This is a genomic window from Parvularcula marina, from assembly GCF_003399445.1.
In the GTDB taxonomy this organism is placed as follows: Bacteria; Pseudomonadota; Alphaproteobacteria; order Caulobacterales; family Parvularculaceae; genus Parvularcula; species Parvularcula marina.
This window is the reverse complement of the sequence record NZ_QUQO01000001.1, coordinates 1,491,432-1,517,919: the sequence shown is the minus strand read 5'-3', so window position 1 is coordinate 1,517,919 and position 26,488 is coordinate 1,491,432. Positions and strand designations below refer to the sequence as shown.

28 protein-coding genes are annotated in these 26,488 nt (G+C 58.2%); 12 read left to right on the top strand and 16 right to left on the bottom strand.

Going from position 1 to position 26,488, the window contains the following annotated elements; genetic code table 11:
- Positions 1–162: 162 nt before the first annotated feature.
- Both DX908_RS07180 and DX908_RS07175 read left to right on the top strand, forming a co-directional pair.
- Entirely contained in the window at positions 163–1,521 is a 1,359-nt protein-coding gene (locus tag DX908_RS07180; RefSeq protein WP_116391722.1) for a hypothetical protein, read from the top strand.
- Between the two features lie 93 nt (positions 1,522–1,614).
- Positions 1,615–2,136 (top strand): c-type cytochrome, encoded by a 522-nt coding sequence (locus DX908_RS07175; RefSeq protein ID WP_116391721.1) that lies wholly within the window; start codon positions 1,615–1,617, stop codon positions 2,134–2,136.
- Positions 2,137–2,139: 3 nt separating this feature from the next.
- On the opposite strand, the gene DX908_RS07170 is transcribed toward DX908_RS07175, so the two are convergent.
- Together DX908_RS07170 and DX908_RS16310 are read right to left on the bottom strand one after the other, a co-directional pair.
- Entirely contained in the window at positions 2,140–2,454 is a 315-nt protein-coding gene (locus DX908_RS07170; RefSeq protein ID WP_116391720.1) for a hypothetical protein, read from the bottom strand.
- 163 nt (positions 2,455–2,617) lie between these two features.
- Complete coding sequence (locus DX908_RS16310) at positions 2,618–2,776, bottom strand: hypothetical protein (RefSeq protein WP_158548568.1); 159 nt, start codon at positions 2,774–2,776, stop codon at positions 2,618–2,620.
- A gap of 423 nt (positions 2,777–3,199) precedes the next feature.
- Between DX908_RS16310 and cmk the strand changes: the two genes are divergently transcribed.
- The 3 genes from cmk to DX908_RS07155 all read left to right on the top strand — a co-directional run bounded on the left by cmk (position 3,200) and on the right by DX908_RS07155 (position 6,798).
- Positions 3,200–3,862, top strand: a complete 663-nt coding sequence (gene cmk / locus DX908_RS07165) for a (d)CMP kinase (RefSeq protein ID WP_116393022.1) — start codon at positions 3,200–3,202, stop codon at positions 3,860–3,862.
- A gap of 285 nt (positions 3,863–4,147) precedes the next feature.
- Positions 4,148–5,848, top strand: a complete 1,701-nt coding sequence (rpsA, locus tag DX908_RS07160) for a 30S ribosomal protein S1 (RefSeq protein ID WP_116391719.1) — start codon at positions 4,148–4,150, stop codon at positions 5,846–5,848.
- A gap of 176 nt (positions 5,849–6,024) precedes the next feature.
- Complete coding sequence (locus DX908_RS07155) at positions 6,025–6,798, top strand: DUF481 domain-containing protein (protein WP_116391718.1); 774 nt, start codon at positions 6,025–6,027, stop codon at positions 6,796–6,798.
- A 13-nt stretch (positions 6,799–6,811) separates the two neighbouring features.
- Here the strand turns inward: DX908_RS07155 and DX908_RS07150 are convergent, their stop codons facing one another.
- The 3 genes from DX908_RS07150 to rpsU form a co-directional block, all read right to left on the bottom strand.
- Positions 6,812–7,510, bottom strand: a complete 699-nt coding sequence (locus DX908_RS07150) for a hypothetical protein (RefSeq protein ID WP_116391717.1) — start codon at positions 7,508–7,510, stop codon at positions 6,812–6,814.
- 73 nt (positions 7,511–7,583) lie between these two features.
- A complete protein-coding gene (locus DX908_RS07145) occupies positions 7,584–8,333 on the bottom strand; it encodes a pirin family protein (protein WP_233508650.1) in 750 nt (249 codons plus the stop codon).
- Between the two features lie 385 nt (positions 8,334–8,718).
- The gene (rpsU, locus tag DX908_RS07140) at positions 8,719–8,928 is read right to left on the bottom strand and encodes a 30S ribosomal protein S21 (RefSeq protein WP_116391715.1); all 210 of its coding nucleotides are present in this window, start codon (positions 8,926–8,928) and stop codon (positions 8,719–8,721) included.
- Positions 8,929–9,075: 147 nt separating this feature from the next.
- On the opposite strand from rpsU, the gene DX908_RS07135 reads away from it, so the two are divergent.
- Genes DX908_RS07135 through msrA form a run of 3 tightly spaced genes read left to right on the top strand, consistent with a single transcriptional unit; the run spans position 9,076 to position 11,624 of the window.
- Positions 9,076–9,792, top strand: a complete 717-nt coding sequence (locus DX908_RS07135) for a COQ9 family protein (protein WP_116391714.1) — start codon at positions 9,076–9,078, stop codon at positions 9,790–9,792.
- Positions 9,793–9,833: 41 nt separating this feature from the next.
- The gene (locus tag DX908_RS07130) at positions 9,834–11,048 is read left to right on the top strand and encodes a serine hydrolase domain-containing protein (protein WP_116391713.1); all 1,215 of its coding nucleotides are present in this window, start codon (positions 9,834–9,836) and stop codon (positions 11,046–11,048) included.
- A gap of 57 nt (positions 11,049–11,105) precedes the next feature.
- Complete coding sequence (msrA, locus tag DX908_RS07125) at positions 11,106–11,624, top strand: peptide-methionine (S)-S-oxide reductase MsrA (RefSeq protein WP_116393021.1); 519 nt, start codon at positions 11,106–11,108, stop codon at positions 11,622–11,624.
- Here msrA and DX908_RS07120 read toward each other — a convergent pair.
- The 6 genes from DX908_RS07120 to DX908_RS07095 form a co-directional block, all read right to left on the bottom strand.
- Entirely contained in the window at positions 11,621–11,902 is a 282-nt protein-coding gene (locus DX908_RS07120) for a TMEM165/GDT1 family protein (RefSeq protein WP_116391712.1), read from the bottom strand. The genes msrA and DX908_RS07120 overlap by 4 nt on opposite strands.
- Positions 11,903–12,246: 344 nt before the next feature.
- Complete coding sequence (locus DX908_RS07115; RefSeq protein WP_116391711.1) at positions 12,247–13,317, bottom strand: OmpA family protein; 1,071 nt, start codon at positions 13,315–13,317, stop codon at positions 12,247–12,249.
- 11 nt (positions 13,318–13,328) lie between these two features.
- Complete coding sequence (locus DX908_RS07110) at positions 13,329–14,267, bottom strand: flagellar motor protein MotA (protein ID WP_116391710.1); 939 nt, start codon at positions 14,265–14,267, stop codon at positions 13,329–13,331.
- Positions 14,268–14,395: 128 nt separating this feature from the next.
- Entirely contained in the window at positions 14,396–15,274 is an 879-nt protein-coding gene (locus DX908_RS07105; RefSeq protein ID WP_116391709.1) for a glycosyltransferase family A protein, read from the bottom strand.
- Complete coding sequence (locus tag DX908_RS07100) at positions 15,271–16,395, bottom strand: glycosyltransferase family protein (RefSeq protein WP_116391708.1); 1,125 nt, start codon at positions 16,393–16,395, stop codon at positions 15,271–15,273. The genes DX908_RS07105 and DX908_RS07100 overlap by 4 nt, the downstream gene beginning before the upstream one ends.
- Positions 16,396–17,418 (bottom strand): glycosyltransferase family 2 protein, encoded by a 1,023-nt coding sequence (locus DX908_RS07095; protein ID WP_116391707.1) that lies wholly within the window; start codon positions 17,416–17,418, stop codon positions 16,396–16,398.
- A gap of 93 nt (positions 17,419–17,511) precedes the next feature.
- On the opposite strand from DX908_RS07095, the gene DX908_RS07090 reads away from it, so the two are divergent.
- Positions 17,512–18,804 (top strand): O-antigen ligase family protein, encoded by a 1,293-nt coding sequence (locus DX908_RS07090; RefSeq protein WP_116391706.1) that lies wholly within the window; start codon positions 17,512–17,514, stop codon positions 18,802–18,804.
- Here DX908_RS07090 and DX908_RS07085 read toward each other — a convergent pair.
- The 3 genes from DX908_RS07085 to DX908_RS07075 are packed head-to-tail and all read right to left on the bottom strand — an operon-like array spanning position 18,797 to position 20,577.
- Positions 18,797–19,285, bottom strand: a complete 489-nt coding sequence (locus tag DX908_RS07085; protein WP_116391705.1) for a hypothetical protein — start codon at positions 19,283–19,285, stop codon at positions 18,797–18,799. The two genes, DX908_RS07090 and DX908_RS07085, sit on opposite strands and share 8 nt — an antisense overlap.
- Positions 19,286–19,321: 36 nt before the next feature.
- Positions 19,322–19,723, bottom strand: a complete 402-nt coding sequence (gene hisI / locus DX908_RS07080) for a phosphoribosyl-AMP cyclohydrolase (protein WP_116391704.1) — start codon at positions 19,721–19,723, stop codon at positions 19,322–19,324.
- 41 nt (positions 19,724–19,764) lie between these two features.
- Positions 19,765–20,577, bottom strand: coding sequence for a LytR/AlgR family response regulator transcription factor (locus tag DX908_RS07075; protein WP_147303749.1), 813 nt, complete (start codon positions 20,575–20,577; stop codon positions 19,765–19,767).
- 191 nt (positions 20,578–20,768) lie between these two features.
- On the opposite strand from DX908_RS07075, the gene DX908_RS07070 reads away from it, so the two are divergent.
- Together DX908_RS07070 and DX908_RS07065 are read left to right on the top strand one after the other, a co-directional pair.
- A complete protein-coding gene (locus tag DX908_RS07070; protein WP_116391702.1) occupies positions 20,769–21,353 on the top strand; it encodes a hypothetical protein in 585 nt (194 codons plus the stop codon).
- A 325-nt stretch (positions 21,354–21,678) separates the two neighbouring features.
- On the top strand, positions 21,679–22,392 hold the full coding sequence (locus DX908_RS07065) for a DUF3108 domain-containing protein (protein ID WP_147303748.1): 714 nt from the start codon (positions 21,679–21,681) through the stop codon (positions 22,390–22,392).
- A gap of 38 nt (positions 22,393–22,430) precedes the next feature.
- Here DX908_RS07065 and DX908_RS07060 read toward each other — a convergent pair whose 3' ends face one another.
- Both DX908_RS07060 and folE read right to left on the bottom strand, forming a co-directional pair.
- Positions 22,431–24,410: an HWE histidine kinase domain-containing protein gene (locus DX908_RS07060; protein ID WP_116391700.1), complete on the bottom strand. Its 1,980-nt coding sequence runs from the start codon at positions 24,408–24,410 to the stop codon at positions 22,431–22,433.
- Positions 24,411–24,650: 240 nt separating this feature from the next.
- Positions 24,651–25,274, bottom strand: a complete 624-nt coding sequence (gene folE / locus DX908_RS07055; protein WP_116391699.1) for a GTP cyclohydrolase I FolE — start codon at positions 25,272–25,274, stop codon at positions 24,651–24,653.
- Between the two features lie 224 nt (positions 25,275–25,498).
- Between folE and DX908_RS07050 the strand changes: the two genes are divergently transcribed.
- Positions 25,499–26,482 (top strand): acyltransferase family protein, encoded by a 984-nt coding sequence (locus DX908_RS07050; protein WP_116391698.1) that lies wholly within the window; start codon positions 25,499–25,501, stop codon positions 26,480–26,482.
- Positions 26,483–26,488 lie beyond the last annotated feature (6 nt).

Below are 26,488 nucleotides of genomic sequence, written 5' to 3'. Positions count from 1 at the left end.
CCGTTTCGCCTTCGAGAAAAAACAGAAATTCTCTCAGACCAAAATGGCCCGGAATGCGGTCATTTGCTTGTCTTGATAGTGTTTGCCTCGCCTTGACGGCGGCTGGTAGGGGGAGATGACGGCATCTCCTGCGCGCCAGTCGCGCGGCAATCGGAACGGGGCATGAGCACTGAACTCCTGATCACTTATGGGCTGACCCTCGGGTTGCTTGTCATTGCCATTCGCAATGCACATGGCATCCATCTGATGAAATTCCCGTTCCTGTTTGCAGGTGTGTTCGTCGCTTTCGTGCTCTTTCAGCTCATCGCCATCATCCAGTCCGGCAGCTACGTGTACGAAGTGTACAGGAACACAGGTGTCGTCTCGACGACATTGATTCTGCTCACTGGTTCTTCGATTTTCGGCCTTGCTGGCTACTATCTGGCTAGACCAAAAGTCAGGCGGGAGCGGCCACTTTTCATGCCGCCGACCCGTCGGCAGGAACGATTTCTCGACCTGACCTCGGCTGCCCTTGGGATTATCGCAATCATCGCTTTCTTCATGCTCGCGCGGATTGGCGGCGGGGTGCGGAATTACCTGCTGAGCGGCGGCTTTTACTCAATCTATTTCGAAGGGTTGCCGACCTATCTCGTGTTCGTGATCCGCTTCACCTATGTCTCGATTGTCATCCAGATGTGGCTCTGGGCGCGTACACGGAAGATGTACCACCTCTATCTCGGGCTCTTTTTCGGTCTGATCCCGATGATGAACGTCCTCTTCCTGTTTCGCCGAACGGAGGTGCTCACGCTTGGCATTTTCTATGGCTATTTCATCATCAACTATACGCGGATCCGGCTGGGCAGGATCGCGGCGGTTGGGGCCATCGCCGGGATGATGGTGGCGATGCGTCTCTTTCCCTTATTGCGGACGGAGGAGGGGCGTAATTCAGATATTTCCGACCTTTTCGCCCAAGCGCTTTCTTCCCGCGAAACATTCGAGAACACAGAAATCGCTGGCGCCATGTACCGGATCTATAGCACCAGCCTGACCCAGTATTATGAATATGGGTCGATCTTCTGGAACGCCTTCGTGCAGCAATTTGTGCCGGCCTCGCTTGTCGGCAGTGCGACGAAGCAGGGGCTCTTCCTGCGGCAGAGCGAGTTCGAATTCGCTTATTTCACTGAGCAGCTCAATTACCTCTCACCGATGGGGTTCTCGCAGGCCTTCCAGCAATTTGGCTATTACGGAATGCTGCTTTTCGGTCTGATTGGTATCTGGGTCGCGAAGCTTGAACAGAGCCGCTATGGCACGGCACGAGGTGAGATTTTTCTGGTTCTCATGGTGCCGGCACTGCTGCTGATCGTTGGGGCGGACCTTTCTTTGATCGTCTCAAAGGCAATTACATTTGGTGTGCTGGTCTATTTTTGTGTGCCAGCCAGGACAGGGTTGTTGACGAAAAAAGCGGATCGAGCGGCGCGATCAGAAGCGCGAGCCCGGCAGCAGGAATCGTTGCGCGCCAGTCAAATGGTGGAAGGGATCTGAGCGGCCTCCTGCGGCACTGTGGAAATTTGAGATTTCTCAAATCGTGACGTGAAAGAGCGGCTAAGAGCACACTGCGACAGGAAGGAGAGATCCATGCAGAACCCTATTCTTTACGGGGGCATCGCTGTGGCCCTGATAGCTGGTTTCTTCGTCGGCAAGATGAGTGGTGGTGACACCTCCGAAGTCACTTCGGTCGAGGTGACGCCTCTCGCCATGGTCGGGGACGCGCGGCGCGGCAAATCCCTGTTCGTCAGCGAGGGCTGTGTAATCTGCCATTCAGTGCAGGGTGTTGGGGGGCGTGCTGCCCCTGGGCTCGATGCGGTTGAATGGTCCCGGCAGGAAGGCGCCTATGATTTTGCCGCCCGGATGTGGGCGGGTGCGCCGATCATGTCAGAGCTGCAGCGGCTTGAGCTCGGCTATCAGATCAATCTGACGGGGCAGGATCTTGCAGACCTGACGGCCTTCTCGCGCGATGAGGCCGTGCAGGGAACCTTCACGATTGAGGATGTGCCCGAGGATCTCCGCGATTGGTTCCTGACCGAGATCGATATGGAAGAAGACCTCGCCGACAAATTCATCGGCGAGGAAGTCTATGATTTCGAGCAGGGGCGGTAGGGATTACCAGTTAGCCGCAACCTGAGTGACAGTTTCTTCCTGGTCCTGATCATTCTGGGCATAGCTCAGGTCGGGCTTGATAGCTGAGCTGTCATCCAGCGCAGCGAAGCGCGCTTCCAGTGCCGGGGTTGGCTGGGCAAAATCCGTGTTCACTTCAATCATCACAGACTGGGTGAAGCTTGCGACCTCTGTGGAGATATCCTGCGGCGAGGGGGCGGCTTCTTGTGCGGCAGCGGGGCTGTAGGAAATCGCTGCGACCGCCGAGGCGACGAGAGCGAAAGCGGCGAAGGTCGCGGTGCGCGGGGCAAAATTGGTCATGGTCTCTCTCCTCTAAAATTCCGTGCTGCCATCATCAGCAACAAGGATGAGGTAGCAGGCGGGGTGAGGGGCGGATGTGACGGGCGTCACGCCGTTAACCATAAAATGAAAAAGGCGCCGTTGAGGGCGCCTTTTTCAACTATCATCGATCATGCAGCCGTCTTTAGGCGACCAGCATTCCTACCAGCACGAAAGCCGTCACGCCTACAGAGGCAAAGACTGCCAGCTCTGCCTTCTTCGAAGGCGGCATCTGTGCGAAGCGCCGACGCAGTGACTTGCGATGCGTTGATAGATAGATCTGTTTTTCAACACGATCAGTCATGACCAAACCCCAACATACCCAAGGATTTGTTTTCCACAGCGAAAGTGTGGATATCAACAGGCTTGTTAAGATCATCGAATCATTTGTAGCCACGACACCGTTCTTGTGGCGTAAGAGCAACAAACTGTTGCTACCGTGGGTGTATCTGGACGATTATCGTCTCTTGCGGTGCAACCGCACGATGCTAGGGCACGGGTTGAGGCTGATTTCCACATCATCCACATGGCGTGACTGACGCACACCTGAATTGTGGATAACGCCTCTGGAAGAAGAACAGGAGCGTTGATGTCCGGCCGGATCATCGGCACAGGAGATTTAGGCGGCTGACACCTGCTTCTTGCTTTCGGGCGAGCTCAGCGTCACAAATCGCCCGCGCAGGACACGTCACGCTAGAGGGTAGAGCGGATGATTGAGAACCGGCCGATCGTCATTGCCGTGGACGGCCCTGCTGCTAGCGGCAAGGGGACGCTGTCCCGTCGGCTCTGCACCTATTACGGCCTCTCTTATCTCGATACCGGCATTCTTTACCGCGGTGTGGGGTGGATCCTGCTCTCGCAGAACCTTGATCCGCGTCATGAGGAAGATGCCGCCCGTGTGGCGCGGGCGTTCTCACTCGACCAGATCGATGGCGCCGATATACGCACACCTGATGTCAGCCGCGCCTCATCAATCGTGGCCGCCCAGCCAGAGGTGCGCGCGGCCCTTCTCGAATTCCAGCGCGATTTTGCGGCCCATCCTCCCAAAGGCTCAAACGGTGTGGTCCTTGATGGCCGGGATATCGGGACGGTCGTCTGTCCCGATGCGCTGGTAAAGCTCTATATTTCAGCAAGCCCCGAGGAGCGTGCGAAACGCCGCTGGCTGGAGCTGGAAAAGCGCGACAATGCGATGGGGCTCGATGCGGTGCTTGAAGATATCCGCCGCCGGGATGCGCGGGATTCGGGCCGGGCAACCGCGCCGATGCGGCCCGCGACCGATGCCCATTTCATCGATACGACGACCCTTGATGCGGATGCCGTTTTTGCTCGGGCCTGCCGGCATATCGATCAGGCACTCGGTGTCTCGGGCGCCGTGCCCGCGAGCAACTGAAACCACATCAAACTCATCCTGAAAGAAGCCGCCAAATGGAAGGCGGCCAAAGGCTTGCCCCCCATTCCCCCATGTGTATAACGCCGCCATTCGCGGGCAGCGTGCCTGCGGGTCCGATCGAGCCAGGGAGAACGACGCGCGTAAGTCTACGGGTTTCACCATCTGAGGTTTGATCGTCCCGTTTCTCGCGCCGTCCATGTTCAACCCGCCCGAGCCCTTCCGTGACATAGCAAAGGAAGTCCGGGCCCAACCCTGGCAGGTCCGCCTGCCGTCCCGAGGCACATTTTGTCCGAAACACTTAGCCCGTCCCGCGACGATTTCGCGGAAATGTTCGAAGCGTCCGTCGTTGACAAGGAGACCTTCGAACAAACGGTCGTCAAAGGCCGTATCACTGGTATCGAAAAAGACATGGCCATCGTCGATGTCGGTCTGAAGACCGAAGGCCGCGTTCCTCTTCGTGAGTTCTCTGATCCGGGTGCTGAAGTCAGCATCAAGGTTGGCGACGAAGTGGACGTCTTCATCGACCGTATCGAGAACGCCCAAGGCGAGGCTGTCATCAGCCGCGACCGCGCCCGCCGCGAAGAAGCCTGGGAGCGCCTCGAAAAGCAATTCGAAGACGAAGACCGCGTCGAAGGCGTCATCTTCAACCGTGTCAAAGGCGGCTTCACTGTCGACCTCGGCGGTGCGGTGGCCTTCCTTCCGGGTTCGCAAGTTGACATTCGTCCGGTTCGCGATGCGGGCCCGCTGATGAATATCACCCAGCCCTTCAAGATCCTGAAAATGGACAAGCGCCGCGGCAACATCGTCGTGTCGCGCCGCTCGGTTCTCGAAGAGGATCGTGCTGAACATCGCCAGGAAGTCGTCCGTGACCTGAACGAGGGTGACGAGCGCGATGGCGTCGTGAAGAACATCACCGATTACGGTGCCTTCGTCGAACTCGCCCCGGGCGTCGACGGCCTTCTTCACGTCACCGACATGAGCTGGAGCCGGGTGAACCACCCGTCCGAAGTCCTCAATGTCAACGACACGGTTCAGGTGAAGATCATCAAGATCAACCCGGAAACCTCGCGCATCTCGCTTGGCATGAAACAGCTCCAGCCCGATCCATGGGAAGGTGTTGCAGCGAAATACCCGATGGGCGGCAAGTTCCACGGCAAGGTCACGAACATCACCGATTACGGTGCATTCGTCGAACTGGAAGATGGCATCGAAGGCCTCGTCCACGTCTCGGAAATGTCCTGGGTCAAGAAGAACGTGCCCCCCAGCTCGATCGTTTCGGCTGGTCAGGAAGTCGACGTCATGGTTCTCGAAGTTGACGAGAGCAAGCGCCGCATTTCGCTCGGCCTCAAGCAGACCCTCTCCAATCCGTGGGAAAGCTTTGCCGAGAAACACCCGATCGGCTCTGTCATCGAAGGCGAAGTCAAGAACATCACCGAGTTCGGCCTGTTCGTTGGCATCGACGACGACATGGACGGCATGGTCCACCTTTCCGATCTCGATTGGGAACGTTCCGGCGACGACGCCATCAAGGATTACCAGAAAGGTCAGGTCGTTCAGGCCAAAGTCCTCGATGTTGATCCGGACAAGGAACGTATCTCGCTCGGTATCAAACAGGTTGCCAATGATCCGATGGATGCGATTGGCGAGCTGAAACGCGGCGATGACGTCACCTGCACCGTGACCGCGGTCGAGAATGGCGGCATCGAAGTGCGCGTCGGTACCGATGGCGGCCCGAAAGCCTTCATCCGTAAATCCGACCTCAGCCGCGACCGTAACGAGCAGCGTCCTGAGCGTTTCGCCATTGGCGATAAAATCGACGCTCGCGTCATCGCGCTCGATCCGCAGTCGCGCCGCCTGTCGCTGTCGATCAAGGCACGCGAACTCGCTGAAGAAAAAGAAGCCGTCGAACAGTTCGGTTCTGCCGACTCCGGCGCTTCGCTCGGCGATATTCTTGGCGCTGCCCTGAAAGACACCGAAGAAGGCTGAGCCTCCTTCGAGCGTTAACCATCAGAGCCCGGAGCAGCGATGCTCCGGGCTTTTTTATCGGCCGTTACGACCTTGTCACAATTGTGGCTAAAATGTGGCGCATCGCCGCGACCTCCATTAAGGAGGTGCTTACGCTTATCTCCCCAAACCCAGTTGCGTACTAAGAGGCTATCCCGATGCGCTGTTCGAGTGTCCTGCCGGCTCTGATCCTGATCTGGGCCACCCCCTCCCTCGCGTCAGAGGCGGAAATTAAAAAAGGCGAGGACAATTGGGACGGCACGGTTGAGTTCTCGGCGTCTTCGGCAACGGGGAATACGGAGAATTCGGTGCTCGGTGCCCGGTTCGAGGCAAAGCGCGTGCTGGGGCGCTACTCGCACGACCTCAAAGCCGCCGGCGATTTCACCCGCACGACCAAGGAAGTCGAAGGCGCGAAGGTCACCGAAGAGACCCAGAACAAATGGTTCGGCCAGTACCGGCTGGAGGTCCAGACAGGCGACCGCACCTTTGCCTATGGCCGCGCGCGGTACGAACGCGATGTTTTCTCCGGCTATGATGGCCGGGCTTTCGTGGGCGGAGGCATGGGCCACGAGATCGCCATTGGCGATCAGTTCAACTGGGACGTCATTGCTGGTCCCGGTATCCGCCATACGGTCTTCATCGAGCCTGACAGCCCCGATCCCGAATTCAAGTCAGAGGAAACCGAGATCGCAGTCTTCCTCGGCAGTGAGATGGACTGGCACATCCGTGAGAATGTCGAACTTGAGCATGATGCTGATGCGACCTGGACGGAGAATAACTCAACGCTAGAGAGCAGGCTGTCGCTGAAGACCAAAATCACCAAGACGCTCTCGACGCGGCTGGCCTATCAGATCAAGCACGAAACCGATCCGGCCGAAGACCGCGAGGCGACGGACACTCAGTTGAAAGCGTCCGTGGTCCTCGGTTTCTGATCAGACTGAGCGCTTAGTTGCCGAACTGCTCTGCGATATCGTCGAGCATGCCGCCAAGGAATTTCGTCTCCGGCCCGTTTTTCGTCTCAACGGCAAAATAGGGCGCATAAGGAGAAAGATCGCTCGCCGACATGGCGACCGTCTTGGCGAGCGGCGGGAATGACTCTTCCTCAAAGCTCACAAGCTGTCCGCTCGCGCCGCTATATTTGCTGGCAAAGCTCTCCACATCGAGGAGGAAGCCCGTCAGCAGGAAGAGGAAGTGATCATCCGTGATCCCGCCGGGATAATAGAGTTTATAGGCGACGACCGTGCCGTCTGAGCCGGTGAGGGCAAAGGCAAGGCGCGAGGCGCTGATATGGAAATTATTGACCGCTTCGGTGCTGGCCGGGGCACCCTGAAAGGGGACGGCCAGCTCGACCATCTTGCAGCCGGTCTGGCTCGCTGGATCAGCGCAGCCGCGCGGGTTGAGGAAAAACTGCCCGCCTTGCGGGGTGGAGACGAGGAGCATCTGGCTGCTCGGCCCCTGGATCTGGCTCACCGCCAGCCCATTAGCCGTCATCAGGCTCTTCATCTCGGTCAGGCTGGTCGCTTCGTGTACCTGCACCGGGCCGGAAGACTGGCTGCCGCTGCTGCCGATCGAATTGCTCTGGGCCACGGCTTGAGCGCCGAGCAATGTTATCGCGCCAAGCGCGCCGAACAGGATGCGTTTCATAACCAGCCCTTTAAAAGACAATGTTACCGTATAACGGCCGGACCGGCCTGCCTAGGGCAGACCGGCCACAGTCTTAAGAGAGCTGTTTGAGGTCAAAGACGACGATTTCGGCGTCCTCGCCATCGTGGATAGACACCTCACCGGGATCGAGGACGGCAAGCCCGTCCCCATGGGTCAGCTTCTGGCCGTTCACATGGACAGACCCGCGGGCGACCTGGATCCATCCACGGCGGCCGTCACGCAGCGTCAGCGACGCTTTCTGATCGCCATCGAATGTCCCAGCATAGACTTCCGCCGGGGCGAGTGTTCGGATCGTGCCGTCCCGTCCGTCCTCGGAGATAAAGAGGGCGAGCTTGCCATCCTTGTCCTCGGGCGAAAGGTCCATGACCTCATAACGGGGCTTGGCTCCGCGCGTGGCCGGGATCAGCCAGATCTGCAACAGCTTCATGGGATCGGTCGCACTCGGATTGAATTCCGAATGCATGACCCCCGAACCTGCGGTCATATACTGGATCCCGCCCGCCTTCACGGTCGAACCGTTCCCCATACTGTCCTTGTGCGAAATTGAGCCTTCAAGGACGTAGGAGAAGATTTCGAAATCCTGATGCGGGTGCATGGGAAATCCCTTGCCTCCAGCAATCCAGTCATCATTGATGACCCGCAAAGCCTCAAAATGGGTGTTCTTGGGGTCGTAATAATCCGCGAAGCTGAAGCTGTAGGCGGTTTTCAGCCAGCCATGATCGGCTGTGCCTCTGTCCTCTGCGGCGCGAAGGGCCAGCCGCGGGCCGGCCTTCACGTCATCGAGCATGTACAGTCCAGACATTTCGATGTCTCCCTTCTTTGTCGTTGCTGTCGGGGAGATATGTCGGGGGCTAGCCCCCTTTTAAAAATGGGGCTGGCCGCAAGGCGCGTTTGCGCAAAATGGAAAAGTCGGCGCGTCTCGGGCTCCGGCCGGGGCGGCTTCGTTCTCGACCTCAATTGAGACACCGCGGTCGATGGCTTCGCCCGAATTCTCAATGTCCCGGCCAATGACTTTGATAGTTTCACAGTGGTCAGGATCACAAGCAGGGCGCCCAGTGTTTATCTGTATTTCCAGAGGATGACGCTTCAGCCTCGCATGTTCTGCTCTTCAGGGGCTTGCACCAACGAAAAAAGCCGCTCCAGCGCAAGGCCGGGCGGCTTTTTGATCCGTCAGGACGGCGTTGGCCTTAGATGAGGCCTTCGCGCTGCATCTTCTTGCGCTGAAGCTTCCGCGCACGGCGGACGGCCTCGGCCTTTTGGCGGGCGCGCCGTTCGGAAGGCTTCTCGTAGAATTTCCGGCGTTTCATTTCACGGAAAGTCCCTTCGCGCTGCATCTTTTTCTTCAGCGCTCGAAGGGCTTGCTCGACATTGTTGTCGCGCACGACGATGGTAACGATGACGCGGTCTCCTCAATGTTTCGGGGCGGCTCGCCCCCTATTCCTCAGGGTTTTCGGTACATGAGATATCGTGCCGCAGCCCGTAAGACCTGCGGCGGAGCCCCGGCCCCTATCAGATGAAGGTCAAAGAGTCCAATATAATGGGGCATGACAATTGGCCCGGATTTGAGGTTAGACGTAAAAATGATGAGCGATGCGGCAGAGAGGCAACGGCACGCCATTCTTGAGGCGATGCTGGAAGAGGCAGCCTTTGAAGGATGGAACGAAACGGCACTGGAAAATGCCTGTGAGGCGGCCAGTATAGACGCCGCCGCGCGGGCCGATGGCGCGCTGAAACGCCTGTTTCCTAAAGGCATTGCGGATGTCCTCGATTTCTGGGCCGAGCGCGAGGATCTCGCGATGATGGCAGCCTATGAGGCGCTCGAAGAGCCCCCCGCCCGGATCCGGGACAAGGTCACCTGGCTCGTCCGCCGCCGCATTGAGCAACTGACGCCACATCGGGAAGCTGCTCGGCGTGCCGGGGCCGTCCTGACTCTGCCGCATCTGGCGGGCTTGGGCGCGCGACTGGCGTGGCGGACGGCAGGCGCGATCTGGCGCGCGCTGGGCGACATCTCGACTGATGGAAACTGGTACACTAAGCGCGCGACCCTCTCGGCGGTTTATCTTTCGACTCTGACACGCTGGTTCGCGGATGATGAAGAAGACGGCGAGACGCCATATTCGGCAAGCTGGGCGTTTCTTGATGACCGCATCGGCAATGTCATGAGCTTCGAGAAATGGAAGGCGAAAGCCGCAAAGAAAGGCTTTGATCCGGCCGGCATCGCAAGCATGTTCGGCCGAATCCGATACGGGGCCGGCAACTGAACTCTTTATACCGACAAAAATAACAATGCGGGAGGAATGGGGTGAGTGTTAATCTGAACTGGAAGACCATCGCGGTCGTTCTGGGCGGCGTGGTGGCCGCTCTTCTGGTCGTATTTCTGATGTGGTTTTACCGTCCGTGGGCGCCTTATTCGCCCGCCGGTGTCTGGGAAGGCCGCAATGCCGAGGACAGAACCCAATTCTATCGCTCGATGTCGGATGTCTTCCCGCATCGGGAGATGGCCGCCTCCACCGAATTCCGGCGCCTGCCGCGCGATATCCGGCCACTTGAGATTGCCTACACCCATGACGGCGAGGCCCGCACGGTTGAGGATTATGCTCGTGACCATGACATCACTGGGCTGATGGTCGTGAAAGATGGCGCGGTCGTCTTCGAGGAATACTGGCGCGGTGAGACGGCAGATGATCTTCACACGAGCTGGTCTGTCGCAAAATCCGTCATCTCTCTCATGATCGGCATGGGGATCAAGGATGGCGTCATCGACAGTATTGATGACCCGGCCGAGAAATATGCGCCTGTCTATCAGGGGACGGATTACGGTTCGACCTCGATCCGGCACCTTCTGATGATGTCGAGCGGCATCGACTTTATTGAGGATTATGAAGCCATCGGCTCGGATATGCGCAAGCTCTTCTTCAATGTCTTCTTCCTCAATCAGGATGTCGACAAATTCGTTCGTACCTATAAGCGTGAAAAAGAGGCGGGCACGGAGTTCAACTACCAGTCTCCGAACACCATCGTCCTTTCAGCGGTAGTGCGCGGCGCTTATGACCGTCAACTGAGCGATCTGGCCGAGGAAAAGCTCTTCGCGCCGCTGGGGCTTGGCAACGGGACGTGGCTGCTTGATCGCAATGCGAGGGACGCAAAAGAGCTGGGCTATTGCTGCATCAATATCCGGCTTGAGGACTACGCCAAGATCGGTCTTTTCGCGATGCATGACGGCATTGTGAATGGCGAGGCGTTTCTGCCTGAGGGCTGGATGACGCTGGTGACGACCCCGCCCCAGCCGAGCCATGAACCGGCATCGGATCATTTCGGCTATGGCCTTCACTTCTGGGTACCATTCCAAGACAGCGCGATTTTCGGCTTCCACGGCTATAATGGTCAGGTCATGTGGGTTGACCCTTCACGCGAGGTGCTGGTCGTGATGACGGGCGCCGACCGTAACTATCCGATCGGCAACACCGAATTCCCAGCCATGCTGTCGGCGGCTCTCGATGCAGGCGCCGGCCTTTGAGGAAATGTCCGGGCTTCCCATATGGCCCGATGAGAAATGATCGAAAAGGAATTCACCATGGCGGAGAAAACCGAACGCGCCGTGCTGGCCGGGGGATGCTTCTGGGGGATGCAGGATCTGATCCGCAACCAGCCGGGCGTCCTTCGCACCCGTGTCGGCTATACCGGCGGGGCCTTTGAAAACCCGACCTATCCGGACGTCAAAACCGGCACGACCGGCCATGCCGAAGCCATCGAGATCATCTTCGATCCGGATGTCGTCTCTTATGAGAAACTGCTCCTGTGGTTCTTCCAGATCCATGATCCGACGACGAAAGACCGTCAGGGTAATGACATTGGCAGCCAGTACAGAAGCGCGATCTGGTACACGTCAGACGAACAGAAAGCGATTGCCCAGAAAGTGATGGCGGAGGTCGAGGCTTCTGGCCGCTGGCCGGGCAAGCTCGTCACGGAACTTGCCGCCCCTGGTGTCTTCTGGGAGGCCGAGGACTTCCATCAGGATTATCTTGAGAAGCATCCCAACGGCTATACCTGCCATTATGCCCGGCCGGACTGGACGGTCGACAAGGTCGCTTAAGCGCTCGTGTTGAAATGGTCCCAGACCGTGAAAATGCCGATGGCAATGAAGCCGAGCCCGGCGATCAGTTTGAGCGGGATCATCGAGAGATATTTCTCTGCCGCCACCCCCAGCGCCACGGCAATGGCCGTTGAGAGGACGAGGGCGGACGCCGCCGCGCCGAACACCATCAGCGGGTGATGCTGCTTGTCCGTCGCAAAGAGCATTGTCGCCAGCTGGGTCTTGTCACCCAGTTCGGCGAGAAAAACGGCGAAAAAGATACTTAGCGCATAATGCATGGGCGGGGCTTTCTAAAACTGAACGCCCCAGCGCCTATCCGGTTTGCCGGGCCGTGGTCCAGCGGTCCCGCCTCTCTTATCGCGCCCACGAAAAAGCCCTGGCGCATGTGGGGAGCGCGCCAGGGCTTCGGGGTTCCGGTTTACGGCAGGTTGGGGGGCAACGTGCCGCAAAACCGACTTGGCGAATCGAGGCCCAACGAGGGGGGGAGAGGCAGAGCCCCGATCCGTTGCGTATTCAGAATATGCGATCTGAATATGGCGGGGATAAGTCCCCGCGGGCAGATCAGCGGTTAAAATCCGCTCATCTTCCCCGCAAGTAGCGGAAACACATGAATGTCAGTGGATTAGCGCTCGGTCAGCTTGAACTCGATGCGACGGTTCTGGGCAAGCGAGGCGGCATCCCGGCCGCTGACCAGTGGGAAGTCATCCCCAAGGCCGCTCGCAACGAGACGGCGGGACGGCACGCCGCGCGATTCTAGATAGCGCGTGACCGAGAGAGCGCGGGCGGTAGAGAGGCCTTTGTTGTCCACGAAACGGGCGGCACAGCTCGGTCCCAGCGGGGTCTGGTCGGCATGGCCGTCGACCCGGATAACCCAGTTCTGGATCGCTTGGGTTGCTTCGTCATTCTCGCGGCCGGCAATCTGCTGCTTGATGCGGCGGTCGATTTCGAGGATCGCGATGGCGACCCCGTCGAGGCTTTCCTGTGCGCCGGCGGAGAGGGTCGCCTCGCAGGAGCCGAAAAGTGCATCGCCGCTGATGATCAACCTGTCACCGCGCACCGTGACGCCGGGCAGGTCCTGCAGCGCCGAGCGGGCTTCTTCGAAGAACCGTGAGCGGACTTCCGATAGCTCCTGAACCTTCCGTGCGAGCGCCGCATTAAGGCGCGAGGAGAGGTTCTCGATTTGAGCCTGCTGCTCAAGGTCTTTGGCTTCGGCGGCTTCGAGCGCTTCCTGCAGGCTCTGGAGCTGGCGCCTCAAGGCGGCAAGCTGGGCATTGAGGGTCGCGATTTCGGATTTTTGGTCCTCGGTCAGGGCCTTCTCGGCCTCGAGTTCCTCCGCAGACGCCGCGATGGCGGTGCCGAGCGAAGCGATCTGCGCATTCTTGTCATCAATCGTGTCCTGCAGGACATCGAGATCAAGGCGCAGGGAGGAGTTCTCATCGGTCAGGCGCGCGGCATCCGCCTTGGCGAGAGCAAGATCATCGGCGAGAGCGGCCAGTTCGGCGCGCAGGCGGCTCAGCTCGCTGTCCTGCTCATTCAGGCGTTCCTGGCTCTTGGTGAGCTGCTCACCGAGATAGAATTGCGCGACGACGAATATCGACAGCACGAACATCAGCACAAGAAGCAATGTCGACAGACCGTCGACAAAGCCGGGCCAGATATTGGCCTGTGATGAACGTGAACGGCGACGCGCCATCTATAGGCTCCCTAGCGCCGTTTAACGGCGTCATCGCCTTCAAGAAGGGTACGCCCGAGCTGCTTGATTTCCTCGCGCACGCCTTGCGCGGCATCGGCCTGCCCGGCGCTCAGCTCCTTGATGGCGGCATGAAGATGGGCCATCGCATCGCCGATATCGCTGAAATTCTTGGTGTCACCGCCGCCCTGATGTGAGGAATTATCGGTGATCCCGGAGAGCCAGTCCTCAAGATCGGTATAGAAACGGTTCTGCGCCTGACCGGCCTGGATATCGAGGAAGCCAAGGACTAGTGAGCCGCCAAGGCCAAAGAGGGACGAGCTGAACGCTGTGTTCATGCCCGACAGGGGCTCATTGAGGTTGTTGATGAGCGCGGAAACCGCGGTCGCGCTGTCCTGCCCTGCATCTCCTGCACCCAGCGAAGAGATGACACCCGAGACATCGGTGACGGTCTGCAGGAGGCCCCAGAAGGTGCCGAGCAGGCCGAGGAAGACGAGGAGGTTCCCGGCATAACGGCCGGTCTCGCGGCCCTCATCGATCCGTGTTCCGATGGAATCAAGGATCGCGCGAGCCGACGCCTGGCTGAGGCGGCCGCCGCGTTCATCAGCATCGAGGAGGATGCGTGCCATCGCGCCGATCAGGGCAGGCGGGCGCGGCAGGCGGGTACGTGAAGGGTCGACGGAATTGCGGAAGGCATTCACCCAGCGGATCGCCGGATCAACGACGAGGGCCTGCCGGATATTATAGAAAATGCCGAGGACGAGGACGAACAGGATCAGCCCGTTCAGATAGGGGTTGGCGTAGAAGCTTTCGACCAGCAGGTCATTCGGGTTGGGCGACCATGGCGACAGGTAGAAGCCGACAAAGCTCACCGCGCCGATGAACAGCACCATGGCGAGAATAGACCCGCTCGCGCCGCTGAAACGGACCCCGCGTTCAAGTGATCGTGCCATTGATGCCCTCATCCATACCCTAGCATTCACTTTGTGCCTCAAAGCCCGGAGCATGGAAAGTCCCGGGCGATTGAAACCTTGATGACATGCGGCTTCGCAAGCGATGCGGGAAACTCTGCACCATACTGCTACTTTTCCCTGTAGTATTCACCGAGCCTGATGCCGCTTGCGCCTGCAGCCATCCCGGCATGCATTGCCCCCCGGAAAAGCGCCTTGTGGAACCGGGCAGGCGACCAGACGGAGAGCGCCGCAGCGCCGACGCACCATCCTGTCTTGGCAAAAGCCGTCAGTATAAGTGAGGCCCGGTTCGCCTCCGAAATATCTGCCAGTACTTCTCCGACCCGCCAGCGGCGACGCAGGAGCCAGCGGCGTGACATTCTCGCCGCAGGGACAGGTTCAAAGACATGGGCATCAGGAGCGTAGCCAAGCTGCACACCTTTTTTTCGCGCGGCCGCGAAATAGGCGCTGTCACTGCCGCCGCGGCGGCCGAGTGCTTCATCGAACCGCATTTCTGCCATGACGGGGTGTGAGAGATCGATCAGGCAATTGGCCGTGTGACCGGTCAGGGCGATGCCGTCTTCTGATTTCGGCCAATGGCTATGGGGTGAAAGTTCGGTCATCCAGGTCGGCGCAGTATCAGGATAGACGGCGATCTGCGGGCCCATCACGGCGCCGAAGGCGCGGCTCAGAACGGTGTTGAGCTCGAGCAGCCAGTCAGGCGCTGCCGTTTCGTCATCATCAAGGAAGGCGAGCCGGTTGCCCATGGAGTGCTCCAAGGCCGCATTACGGGCGAGCGCGATATTGCGGCCCGGCATGTGGAGATATTCAAGCGGGGTACGGATCGATGTCAGGAGGCCGTCAATCATCGGCTTGGCGGTAGGTGCTTCGTCATTATCGATGATCAGAATGCGGCTTGCGCGCAAAGGACCTTGCGCATCGACCGACCGGATTGCGTTTGCAAGGCTGTCGCGCCGATAGGTGCAGATGGCGACGACCAGCTCCGTCATTGGCTCTCAAGTCGGGAGAGGAGGGCGTCAAGCTCACTGCCGTCATCAACAAAAACCGTGGACGGTGTATCCGCAACGATTTGACGCAAAGGGACGATGCCCCCGGCCATCAGCTCTTCGAGAAGGCGCGGCAGGGTTTCTTCGACGGGTTCAGGGATTACACGGCCAGTGCCAACACGCTCGATCCACCGGGCCATCTCTGTACCCTGCGGGACAATCGCGGGCACGCCATAATAGCCGCCCTCATAAAGCCTGTTGGCCAGCGCCCAACTTGAATTGCCAATCGCAACCGGCCCGCCGCGTGACTGGAAATAATCCCCGGACCAGACGATATCGATATCGCCATACACCTTTGGCAGGTCGATGGGGGAGGTATAACGTCCGTAAGCGGTCATATGCGGCGTCCGCGCCACAGCCTCTTCGAAATCAGGCAGTTGGTCAGCTGCATGTGCGCCATGCAGGATCACCTCTATACGGCCCGCAAAGGTTTTGGCGATCTCCTGCAACATGGCGAAGGATCGGGCGCAGCGAAGGACACCGACCCAGCCAAGCCGCAGTGGTCCGTCACGCAGCGGCGTTGCGGGACGCGGCGGAAGTCCCTCAAGCGGTAGCTTGTTCTCGATCAGCGCGACATCGGGGTGGCCGGGATGGATCCGGTCAAAATATTCCCGCTCATAAGCAGGAGAGGAGGTCACAATCATCGAGACATTGCGCATCAGGCGCCGCTCAATTTTACGCAACATCTCGTATGGTGTACCTTTATTGGTCAGCATCCGGTGGATATCGAGCGTCTCATAGATCACGGGTGCATGGCTGCGCGCATCGCGGCGGGCGGCGATGGCGACTGTCAGCATATCGAGATTGCGGGCCCAGAAAAGATCCGTTCCCTGAAGGCGAGCGTGCTGTTTGCAACGCTTGATCGCGCCGCGGACGGCCCACGCCCGGTGGAAGAGCTTGGCATCATAGGTCTGGCCGAGATCGATATTCTTCCAGCCGCGGTCTTTGGCTTCATCGCGCCGCATGGTGAAGGCTGTGACCTCATGGCCGAGCCGTTCCATCATGCCGATCCGCCGAGCCAGCATGGTGTCCGCTGCATCATGGCCGAAAACGGCAATCCTCACTTAACGCCTCCGCATCGGGACGATCATCTCCCGAATGAACCCCAGCCCCCAACCGGTGTGCATGATCACAAGGACCAGCGGCGCCATCAGCCCGCAACGCGTGCGGTTCTTGAGCGCCGCCCAGACACCCGCACCCAAAACCGTGGCGCCGTAAACGACAGGGTAGGCGGTCGCCCATTTGGTCATTGTCAGGAAGGCACCTGAATACATCAGGGCAAGAACGTGAAGAACGGGTATCAGTTGACGGATGCGCGGCGTGACAAGGTGCTTGCGGATATGATCCGCGCGGCCCCGTCCATAGCGCCAATATTGCGTCCAGAGGGACCGCGGTGTCTTGCGGACAAAATAGTCGAGTCTGATTCCGGCATCGAGCCAGATCTTGCCGCCATCTGCGCGCAGGCGAGTGTCATATTCCGCATCCTGATTGGCAAGCATCGCCTCGTCATAGCCGCCGAGCTTCACGAACCGCGTTCGCCAGAAGGCGGCATGGTGGCCGTGATCTACAAAACCGGATTTCCGACCACCCCGGTGGGCCGATCCGCCTGAGCCGAGCGGGGTATCAACGATCATCGCATTGGCGCGCTCAAAACAGCCAGCATCCTCCGTATGGACCGCATCCATCGGTACGACGACGCTGTCGGCGCCCATCTCGATAAGTTTTTGACCTAATGAAAGAGCATAGCCCTCTGGGTAGATCGCGTGCGCATCACAACGGATCAGAATATCTCGCTTGCCGTCCGCAATCTGGCTCGCCTGATTTATAGCAGCGGCCTGATTGCGGCGGGAGTTGTGGTGCAAGGAGAGATTTTGATGTTTCGCCGCGAGAAGCGCGACGATCTCGCGTGTGCCGTCATCGCTGCCACCGTCGAGAACAAGGAACTGCATGTTCTCATTTCCCTTCATCAGGGAGGTGAGGCAGGCCGCGATGGTTGAAGATTCATTAAGAGTCGGTACCGCCACGACGATCCGCCGGGCGAGCGCGTCGACATTTGCGACGGCATCTGACTTCAGAACCAACTCCATGATTCATGTTTAAAACGAATTAGTTAGGAAAAACGTCAACATTGAGCCCAAAGCCTCGCCAATGGCGTGAATTTTGCGGAAGAAATACCCGTGATGAGCCAGTCTGCCCCGTTTTCGGCCTTTGCCGCCCCCAACTCGCCGGTTTCCGCGCGGATTTCTCTGCAGCCGGGCCGAGGAAATCTGCTCGATGAGCTGATGGCGATGGGCGCATTTGTCATTATGCCGCTTGGTTTTCCGATGGCGCAGCCGCTCCGGTTGCCTTTCACCATTCTCCTCATCCTCTGGTTAGGGATGAATTGGCGCTCAATCCTGCCGGTCGTCCGCAAGGGCTGGCCGCTTTTCGTTCTACCCGTTCTGTGCCTGATCTCTGCTCTCTGGGCGGACAATATGATGGTGGCGATCCGGTATGGGGCGCTCTTCTCGCTCGCCATGCTGTTTGCCGCAGGGGTGGCAAGCCGCCTCGATGCGCGGCAGGTGGCGGTTGCTATTGTCTGCGGGCAAGGAATGCTGGCGGTCGCCTCCGCGCTGACCGGCACACGCGAATGGATTGGCGGGGCCGATGGCGGCTTCGCCCTGATCGGGGTTTTTCCGCATAAGAACATTCTTGCCCAGCATATGGTGATCTTAAGTATTGCGGCCCTGTCTGTAACGCTCTCCAGCCAATGCCGGCCTGTCCTGCGGCTACTGTCGGCTTGCATTCTAGCTGTGGCGCTGGGCCTGATCGCGCAGGCGCTCTCTGCGACGGCAATCCTACTCCTTGCTGGCGCCATCCCGCTCGGTCTCGGCCTCGTGCTGATCTGGCGCCCTGCCGTGCATATCAGGGGCCTTCGTCCTGCACTTGTCCTTGGCGGCATTGCAGTCATGACGTTCGGCCTTCTCGTCTTGACCAATTTCTACGGGGTCAATTTGATCGAGGATACGCTTGGCGCCTTTGGAAAAGACCAGTCCCTCACGGGACGGACGGTTATCTGGGCGGCCGGGAATGATGCAATCTCAAAACACCCGCTACTCGGGGTGGGGGCTGGGAATTTCTGGCTCGCGGATAATTTCACTGCCGTGCGCCTTGCGGATCAGTTCTACAGCTCAGACGGCCAGTTCCGGTTCCATAATGCCTATTATGAGACGACTGTGCATCTGGGTCTCATCGGACTTCTGGCAGCGATCTATACCTATGTACGCGGGGGCTTGTTGACATTCGGCGCGTGGTGGCGAAATCAGGAGCGAGCAGATATTTTCTTTCTACTGATCGTCGTCGTGCTGTTGATCCGTAGCTTCACTGAGTCAGAGCTTTTCTATGCGCTGGCGCTCGGGCCAATGCTGTTCTGGACGGCGGCATTCACCAGCCTTATGGAAAAGCCGTCTCCGACGCGTCCGGCAATCAGCTAAGCGACGCCTTGTCCAGCCACTGCTCTTCGATCAGGCGGCGGAATTTCTCGCCTTCCATCGCATAGCGGTTCTGGATGAAGCCGCGTTTGACGACGGGGCGGGCGCCGTCCGTATCGACATAGGAAATCCGCAAACCCCCTGGCATCGGGGAGACCGATTTCACTTGGCTCCAGTCAACGTGGAAATGGGTCAGGCCCGCATGTTGGTCGAGGCCGGTGTCATCCCATTTCAGGCAGTTCCAGCCCGGCATGGTCCCGGCCACCAGCATGGCCGCAGCAAGGAATGTCAACGCGGCCAGCACATCGCCAGAAACTTCCATGCCGCCATAAACTTTGCCGGCAAGAAGCATCAGCTCGGCGACGACGATGGTCGCGGCACTGATGGCGAATGGTGAAAACCAGAAACGGGCAATCAGCTTGTTGAACATGGCCGCACTTGTTTCAGGCGGCAGATCTTCAATATTGATGCTAGTCGAAGACATTTGATCCCATACTCCCACGCTGGATCGATCTTCTGCCTACTCCACATCCATGAATCTTAGCTGAACAGTCCCGTTCAATTCTTTGCTTTCGGGGTTATCTGTGACGAGCTTGCGGTAAAAGCAGCTCGGCCGCCCCGTATGACAGGCGGGGCCCCGTTGCCGGACACGCAGGAGCAGCGTGTCCTGATCGCAATCGATCAGGATTTCCGCGAGTTCCTGAATGTTCCCGGAAGTCGCGCCCTTGTGCCAGAGTTCCGCCCGCGAGCGGGACCAGTAATGGACTTCACCTGTCGCAAGCGTCCGCTTCAGCGCCTCTTCGTTCATATAAGCGAGCATCAGAACCTCGCCTGTCTCAGCATCGACCGCGATGGCGGGTAGGAGCCCGTCCGCCCCGAATTTAGGGGTGAACGCCGTAGTTTCGTCGCGAGGGTCTGTCATGGGGCCCGCTCTAGCCGAGCGAAGACGGAAAGTAGAGCGCCTTAACCGCCAATCACTTCCTCGATGCCGCTCCAGTAGTTCTTCGCGATCGGCAGGTTTTGTCCTGTCTTCAGGATGACGCGCCGGCCCTGTCCGCCATTCGCACGGATCGACTCCACGGCAGAGGCGCGGACATAATGCGATCGATGGATCTGGATGAACCCGGCATCCGCATACTGCTCAATGAAGTTTGACAGGGTGGAGCGGTGGAGGTGCGTACGTTCAGCACAGATCAGTTCGACATAATTGCTTTGCGCCGAGACGGCGAGAATGTCGTTCACTTCGATATAGTCGATACGGCCAGCAGATTTGACGGCGACACGTGTTGGACTGGACGACTCGGGAGGTGGTGTTCTCACCCTTTGGCCAAGGGCAAGGCCCGAGAGATAAATCGTCCCGAAAAGGATCGTATCCCAGGCCCAGTCGATCAGCTGTAATGACTTCAGAACCTCACCGGCTGTCTGGCCCATCAGCGGCGCATAAAAGAGCAAAACATAGGCAAAGATGATCACAAGGCTGGTCAGGATCGAGCCTATGGCAACGAGGACAACTGTGCGCAGTCGGCTGCCTTCCATGCCAAGATCACGCGCAATGGCGAAATTAAGCGGCCCGAGAAACAGCCAGCAGAAAAAGCCGAGACCATAGAATTTGAAGGCGCGCAGATAAGTCACTTCGCGTCCGGCCCTGTTCATGTCGACATAGGTAAAGGCAGAGAGCAGGCCGACGAAAACTAGCCAGATCAGCCCGGTGACCAGTGCGACACGCACCGCGTCTTGCCATCGTCTCGGCATGGAGTTGAGACCGGGGAAAACCATGCCCTTCAACTTGCCGAATTCCACCTGATTGAGAAGATGGGGGGAGGTAGTGATCAGGTTTTTTCCGTCCCGCAAAGCTGTCCATTCGTCCCAGCGCCTTGTTCTACCGTCCCTAATCAGCTTGCCGCCTCTGGTCAGGCAGGCACACAGGAGGAAATTGAAGAGGCGAAACGACAGCTTCCGGATTCATCATGTCTCTTCTCTCTTCGTCACTACTGGTCTCTCTCCTTGCGCTAGGCGCGCAGCCCTCAGGCGATTTTGCGCCACCGTGCGAGAAGGCGCCCTACACCCAGTTCGATATGTGGGTGGGAGAGTGGGTTGCCTTCGATTGGGAGACAGGAGTCGTTCAAGGCATCGACCGTATCAGGAAGATCAACAATGACTGCGTCATTCATCAGGAATGGCAGCAGATGACGGATAGATATCGTACTGCCGGGGCGCCCTATCGCTATGGCGGGATCTCGTTCAGCTACCCATTGCTAAGCGGCGGCTGGAAACAGGTCTGGCTCGGAAATGGCGGCTGGCCGATCGAACTTACAGGCAAGCTTGATGAGGACGGGGTGATGACCCTGTCGACTGCGGAATTTGACACGCCGGACGGCAAGATCGGCAAGCGAACCTGGCGCTGGGCGCCTCAAGAGGATGGCTCGCTTCATTCATGGGGAGAGTTCGTCTCGAAGGACCCTGAAGGGGAGTGGAGCGCGCCGCAGATCGTCTGGAATCTTCGTTATGTCCGCCATGCGGATGCACCAGAGCTTGGTGCGGTATCGCAGTGATATCGCCCGACCAGTTCGGCCTCGCCGCCGCTCTGTCCCGGAGGGAAGGAGATCTCGTTTCGCCGTTCCCGTCTTCCAAGACGTCAGGGGACACTTTCTCCAACCTGAACGGGCAGGGTTAAACTTACGATCCAAGGCTGGCGAGGCCGAAACCTACATGAGGGGCCGAAAGAGCTTGTAGTCAAGCTGGGTGCTGAGGGGCAGGATAAACCTGCCGACGACGGATCTGACGCGCCGACGGGATGATCGGGAAGCGGACATGGCGCTATCTCCGCCGGGCCGATGCGCTTAACCTCACTGCAACAGGACATTGAGGGAGGTCACATTGAAACTACTTTTATCCGGTCTCGTGCTCGTCGCGGGTTTCGGCTCGATGGTGAAAGCTGAAGAGCTGAGTTTTGCGCGCGAATTTGTTCCTGTCGGAAAAGCTGTTTTCCAGCTTGTTCAGGAAGACGAAGTCCGGGGGCAGATGACATACTCCACCCGTTTTGAAGACGGGCTCTATGTCATCGATGAAACGACGGTGATGCGGCCTGACATTCAGGAAACCGGCACGATCATTCTTGATGCGGAGAGCTTTCTGCCGCGTCGGGAAATCATCGACGGAGATTTCTCCGGTTCCATCATTGATGCGGATCTTTCCTTCAGTAACGGGACAGTCACTGGAGAATACCGGCTCAAACGACCGGGCGATCTTGAAAAGCGGGTTGTTCCCTTCGAGAAGGAGGCGCCAGAGGGCCTCCTCTCGCGGGCATCACTGTTTGGCCTTGCCGCGGCCCTGCCTCTCAATGAGGGGCATCGTTTCACTTTTCCCTGGTTCAGCTCCCTCTCAGGGGCGATCGAGGAGGTGACCCTGGAAGTGACGGGCAGGGTGAGTGTTGCAATTCCGGCTGGCGAGGCCGAAGCCTTCCGCATAGAGGTGCAGAACGTCACGCCCGAAAATGTGATCTATGTTTCAGTCGACACACGCGAGGTTCTCCGCATTGATGTGCCAAGCCTCGACATGCGGTTCGAACGCCTTTCGCCGGATACGGAGTAAACACTGCCGATTTTTGGCGTGTCGGGGTGGGAATTGTTCTACTGACGGATGGCGGACAGCTTGGCCTCAATTGCGCGGGCGAGCTTTCCTTCATCCACAGGCTTTGTGAGAATGGTAAGGTCCGAATATTCGGCAAGCTTGCCGGTCAGCTCTGAATAGCCCGTGGCGAAGATGACTGGAACACCTCTGGCGATCAGGTTCTCCGCAATCGGAATGGACGATTCGCCATGCAGGTTCGCATCCAGCAGTGCGAGGTCAGGCGTTCCTGTTTCAATCGCTTTCATCGTCTCTTCGAACGTACCGAAACATCCGAATATATCGTAATTCATTGAGGTCATCATGGATTCGATATCCATGGCGACAATCGCTTCATCCTCAGCAATCAGGATCCTGATCGTGTCAGGGGCGGCGGGCGCCTGTCGGGTCTCTTGATCGCGTCTCTCTGCCTGCGGATTGAGGGGGAATTCGATCCGGCAGGTAAAGCCGGTCTCATGTACGGTCTGGTTGATTTCACCCTGCAACTGGTTCGAGACGATCCGATCAAGAAGGATCGAGCCAAAGCCATTGCCCTTCGCATCGGACTGTTTCTTCGTCTTCCAGGTTTCAACCCATTCAAAATTCAGCCGGTCTTCTGAGATCGCCCAGCTGATCTTCAACTCGCCCGAAGGATCGCTGAGCGCGCCGTGTTTGGAGGCGTTCGTCGCAAGCTCGTGAATGACAAGCTCCGTAGTCTGCGCAAATTCCGGGCGAAGCTGGATATTCGGGCCCTCAAGCGCGGCGATTTTAGAATTCTCGGCTGCAAATATGTCGAGCTCCTGCTCGATCAATGTCTTCAGGCTGACGCGCTGCCAGTGCTCGGTGGCGAGAAGCTTATGCGCACGGCCTAGCGCAGCAAAGCGCGACTCGATCTTCTGCTTGTAGTCTTCAATCGTGCTGGCGCGGGTGAGACGTGCAACCGATTGCGCAACGGCCAAGGCATTTCGTGCCCGGTGGTCAATCTCGCGCATCATGATGTGTTCGCGTTCAGTGTTCCGGATGCGCTCGATCCAGTGCTCTGTGCGCTCCAGCAGTTCTTCCGCCGTCGAGATGTCAATCTCGTTCCAGTCGCGGGGCGCTTGTTTGCTAAGGAGAATGACGCTTGTCAGAACGCCATTCGTCCGTTTGGGGATAGCCAGCAGCGCTGCAATTCCGTTTTGGTCAAGGAATTCGAAATGGATTTTTTTGTCATTATGGTGATGAATATCATCCAGCTTGACGATATGGCCATTGCGCATTTCTGACGCGATCCAGTCCCCCCAGTCAGAAAGATTTTGCTCGACATTGAGGCGATCCTGTCCCTCCGTGCACCACTCCTGTGTGATGCTGGCCGTCTCTTCGCCGGAATCCAGATTAATGATCGCGGCTCTGTCGATGCCAACTGTCGTGCCGATCAGGTCAAGAGCTGTTCGGTAAGTTAGTTCCAGATCAGTACAATTGCGCAACGCATCGTTCAGCTTCAGGATGGCTTTGTCCTTACGCTGAATGAGAATATTGGTGGTCGTCTCATGTCCTGAATTGAAGATGCCGACGATGAGGCCGTCATCATTCCGTATGGGCGTTAAATTATAGGTCCAATAGGTCTCTTCAGGCACACCATAACGTGTCATCGGCAGGAACTGGTCGGCCATGCTGACGCCGCTGCCGGTTTCGATCACCTTGTGGAACTGCGGCTCGATAACGTCCCAGATGTCCGGCCAGACGTCCTTCGCCGGCGCCCCCAGGGAGGCTGGGTGGCGGGGCCCCGGAATGGGCGCCCACGCATCATTGTAAAGAAGCCGGAGCTCATTCCCCCAATAGATCGCAGTCGGATAAGCAGAATTGAGCGCGATGCCGAGCGCGGATCGCAAAGATGCGGGCCAGTTCTCCGGCACGCCCAATGGATGGTTCTTCCAGTCCATCTCGCGGATCCGGCGGGCCATTTCGCCATCGCCTGAAAGAAAGCTGAGCTTGCCGTGATTGGCTGCCTGCCGTCTCAGCATGTGCGCCGCCCCTTCTGACGGGAGCCCGTCACGACAATGATTTTCTCCCGACGACTGCGGGGAGGAACGTGTCCAATCATGAAAGTATGCGCCTGCTTTTACCGCCCAAAACACATGGTGCCGATAACGAAACGCGGCCCGGTGAATTCGGTTGCAGGTGCAGGCGAAAATTTTGCGCCTGTCGGACAAGTGGCCCCGTGAGCAGGGCTTCGGGGGCTCACATGCCAGAAATGGGTCTGTTTATCGGCCGATCAGGCGGAAGAACCGCGCTTCCATTGCCGGGTCGTCCTTGAAGACACCGGTAAAGCGGGTCGTAAGCGTATCAACGCCGTGCTTGTGGATGCCGCGGGTCGACATGCATTGGTGCTCGGCCTCGATCATCACGGCGACGCCGCGCGGCTTGAGGACATCATCCAGCGTCTGGGCAATCTGCGCAGTCATTTTCTCCTGCACCTGCAGGCGCTTGCCGAAAATATCGACCAGCCGCGCAAGCTTGGAGATGCCGACGACCTTGCCATCCGGCAGATAGGCGACGTGCGCCTTGCCGATGATCGGCGCCATGTGGTGCTCGCAATAGCTCTCGAGCCGAATGTCTTTCATGACGACGATATCGTCATAACCCTCAACCTCTTCGAAGGTGCGGGCGAGAACCTCCGCGGGGTCTTCAGCGTAACCGGCGAACCATTCCTTGAAGGCTTTGGTCACGCGGGAGGGCGTATCCAGCAGCCCTTCGCGGGCGGGGTTGTCACCTGCCCAGCGGATCAGGGTGCGCACGGCCTCTTCGGCTTCTGCGGCAGTGGGTTCGGCGCCGGCCTTCTCTTTGGAGGGCGCATGCGACTTGGAATCGTAGGCAATGACGCTCATCGGGTCTGTCCTATCGAAGGAGCGATTCCAGGTTCGCGCCTGTGGGGGAATATGAGGGCCGGAGCAGGTTCCTGGATCCAGACTTAACCGGCCATGTCAGCAGGATATGGGGCAATCCCCTGAAAATGCAAATGCTCTTGATTTTCTTGCGCGGTCGAGACGCACTTGCTTAGGGCGTCAACCAAAAGTAGTGATCGTACTTCAGATAACGCATAAAGTGTCTCATGTTCACTCGGTTGGCCTATTTTCGCTTCTTCCTCGCGATGTCCGTCGTGGTCTTCCATCTCTGGAGGCCGATCGCGCCCCAAGCGGGACGAGTCGCAGTGATGATGTTTTTTTTCATCAGCGGTTATCTGATCGCAAAGCTTTTGTCTGAGGCGTACAAAGACAGGGCAAAAGCGTTCATCACCAACAGGTTTTTGAGAATATACCCAATTTACTGGGCGTGCGCGATCTTTGCTTTTGTTGTTGTGCTGACAATACCAGAAGTCGCGAAGACGACGAACGGCGCTATGGATCTTCCGAAAACGGCAAGCAATTTGTTCGGAAACCTGATCATCTTTGGGCAGCAGGGCAATCCGCAACGCTTCCTGCCGCCGTCCTGGTCGCTCCATGTGGAGCTCGTCTGGTATGTTCTTCTTTTTATTCTTTATACGGCTGTCGAAAAATTCCGTGTTCCAGTTTTGATGTCATTCATGATCATGCCTTTCATCTGGGCATGGATGAGTAATGCCCCATACTACGGCAACTGGATCGCTTCTGGATATGCATTCGCGCTAGGCGCACTCAGATACGAGTTCAAAGGCAAGATACCAACGATCATCGAATGGGCTGCAGTGCTCGCTTTGCCCGTCATCTTGTTTGCAACTCCGCTTCTGTTCGATCTCAAAGGCGGTAGCCCAAAAGATATCTGGTCATGGCTGAATCTGTGGGTGGGTCCATATGTCCTTTTTATGGCCTTCGGATTCTTCCTGAAAAGCACAAAGAGAAGCATGATGGCCGATTGGGCGGGATCGTTGAGCTATCCTGTGTTCCTGGTCCATTGGCCGTGCGCAGCACTCGCAACAGCGATGGGGGCGGAGCGCTGGCTGGAGCGATTCCTAGTTGGAACCATCATCACACTCATTGTGTCAGCTTTGGTCGTGGCCTTTGTTGAAGAGCCGCTCAAGGCGCGTCGAACGGCCATACGTAAGTGGAATGCGGCATAGCCCAGC

Bases quoted from the DNA above. Each gene is read 5' to 3' on its own strand.
- DX908_RS07180 (WP_116391722.1), top strand. From the start codon at position 163: ATGAGCACTGAACTCCTGATCACTTATGGGCTGACCCTCGGGTTGCTT.
- DX908_RS07175 (WP_116391721.1), top strand. From the start codon at position 1,615: ATGCAGAACCCTATTCTTTACGGGGGCATCGCTGTGGCCCTGATAGCT.
- DX908_RS07170 (WP_116391720.1), bottom strand. From the start codon at position 2,454: ATGACCAATTTTGCCCCGCGCACCGCGACCTTCGCCGCTTTCGCTCTC.
- DX908_RS16310 (WP_158548568.1), bottom strand. From the start codon at position 2,776: ATGACTGATCGTGTTGAAAAACAGATCTATCTATCAACGCATCGCAAG.
- DX908_RS07155 (WP_116391718.1), top strand. From the start codon at position 6,025: ATGCGCTGTTCGAGTGTCCTGCCGGCTCTGATCCTGATCTGGGCCACC.
- DX908_RS07150 (WP_116391717.1), bottom strand. From the start codon at position 7,510: ATGAAACGCATCCTGTTCGGCGCGCTTGGCGCGATAACATTGCTCGGC.
- DX908_RS07145 (WP_233508650.1), bottom strand. From the start codon at position 8,333: ATGTCTGGACTGTACATGCTCGATGACGTGAAGGCCGGCCCGCGGCTG.
- DX908_RS07135 (WP_116391714.1), top strand. From the start codon at position 9,076: ATGACAATTGGCCCGGATTTGAGGTTAGACGTAAAAATGATGAGCGAT.
- msrA (WP_116393021.1), top strand. From the start codon at position 11,106: ATGGCGGAGAAAACCGAACGCGCCGTGCTGGCCGGGGGATGCTTCTGG.
- DX908_RS07120 (WP_116391712.1), bottom strand. From the start codon at position 11,902: ATGCATTATGCGCTAAGTATCTTTTTCGCCGTTTTTCTCGCCGAACTG.
- DX908_RS07115 (WP_116391711.1), bottom strand. From the start codon at position 13,317: ATGGCGCGTCGCCGTTCACGTTCATCACAGGCCAATATCTGGCCCGGC.
- DX908_RS07110 (WP_116391710.1), bottom strand. From the start codon at position 14,267: ATGGCACGATCACTTGAACGCGGGGTCCGTTTCAGCGGCGCGAGCGGG.
- DX908_RS07105 (WP_116391709.1), bottom strand. From the start codon at position 15,274: ATGACGGAGCTGGTCGTCGCCATCTGCACCTATCGGCGCGACAGCCTT.
- DX908_RS07095 (WP_116391707.1), bottom strand. From the start codon at position 17,418: ATGGAGTTGGTTCTGAAGTCAGATGCCGTCGCAAATGTCGACGCGCTC.
- DX908_RS07090 (WP_116391706.1), top strand. From the start codon at position 17,512: ATGAGCCAGTCTGCCCCGTTTTCGGCCTTTGCCGCCCCCAACTCGCCG.
- DX908_RS07085 (WP_116391705.1), bottom strand. From the start codon at position 19,285: ATGTCTTCGACTAGCATCAATATTGAAGATCTGCCGCCTGAAACAAGT.
- hisI (WP_116391704.1), bottom strand. From the start codon at position 19,723: ATGACAGACCCTCGCGACGAAACTACGGCGTTCACCCCTAAATTCGGG.
- DX908_RS07075 (WP_147303749.1), bottom strand. From the start codon at position 20,577: ATGGTTTTCCCCGGTCTCAACTCCATGCCGAGACGATGGCAAGACGCG.
- DX908_RS07070 (WP_116391702.1), top strand. From the start codon at position 20,769: ATGTCTCTTCTCTCTTCGTCACTACTGGTCTCTCTCCTTGCGCTAGGC.
- DX908_RS07060 (WP_116391700.1), bottom strand. From the start codon at position 24,410: ATGCTGAGACGGCAGGCAGCCAATCACGGCAAGCTCAGCTTTCTTTCA.
- folE (WP_116391699.1), bottom strand. From the start codon at position 25,274: ATGAGCGTCATTGCCTACGATTCCAAGTCGCATGCGCCCTCCAAAGAG.
- DX908_RS07050 (WP_116391698.1), top strand. From the start codon at position 25,499: ATGTTCACTCGGTTGGCCTATTTTCGCTTCTTCCTCGCGATGTCCGTC.